The sequence below is a fragment of the Phormidium sp. CCY1219 genome, from assembly GCF_055795085.1.
The window spans coordinates 1-219 of record NZ_JAYFEQ010000199.1; the positions used below are offsets into that span (position 1 = coordinate 1).

The 219-nt window shown below is 49.3% G+C and carries 1 protein-coding gene; it reads left to right on the forward strand.

Features of this window, described 5'->3' with window-relative positions; all coding sequences use genetic code 11:
- On the forward strand, positions 1-219 hold a 219-nt coding region (locus AC0QH1_RS01320), incomplete at both ends, for an SH3 domain-containing protein (protein ID WP_324628943.1).

Below are 219 nucleotides of genomic sequence, written 5' to 3' on the forward strand. Positions count from 1 at the left end.
TGGTCTGAATTGTCGTAGCGGGCCGGGAACCGAATATTCTGTGGTAGAAGTCAAATCCCCGAACGAACGTCTTTTCCTTGCCAGCATACATTTTGGTGGCGGACCTCCTTATATTAACTTCGACGAAAGAGGATTGCCGTGGCTGAAGGTGGATGGGGGATACGAAACCTATTGCTTTGTCAGGGCGAATACGCTGTTTATAGAACCAACCAGAGAGCG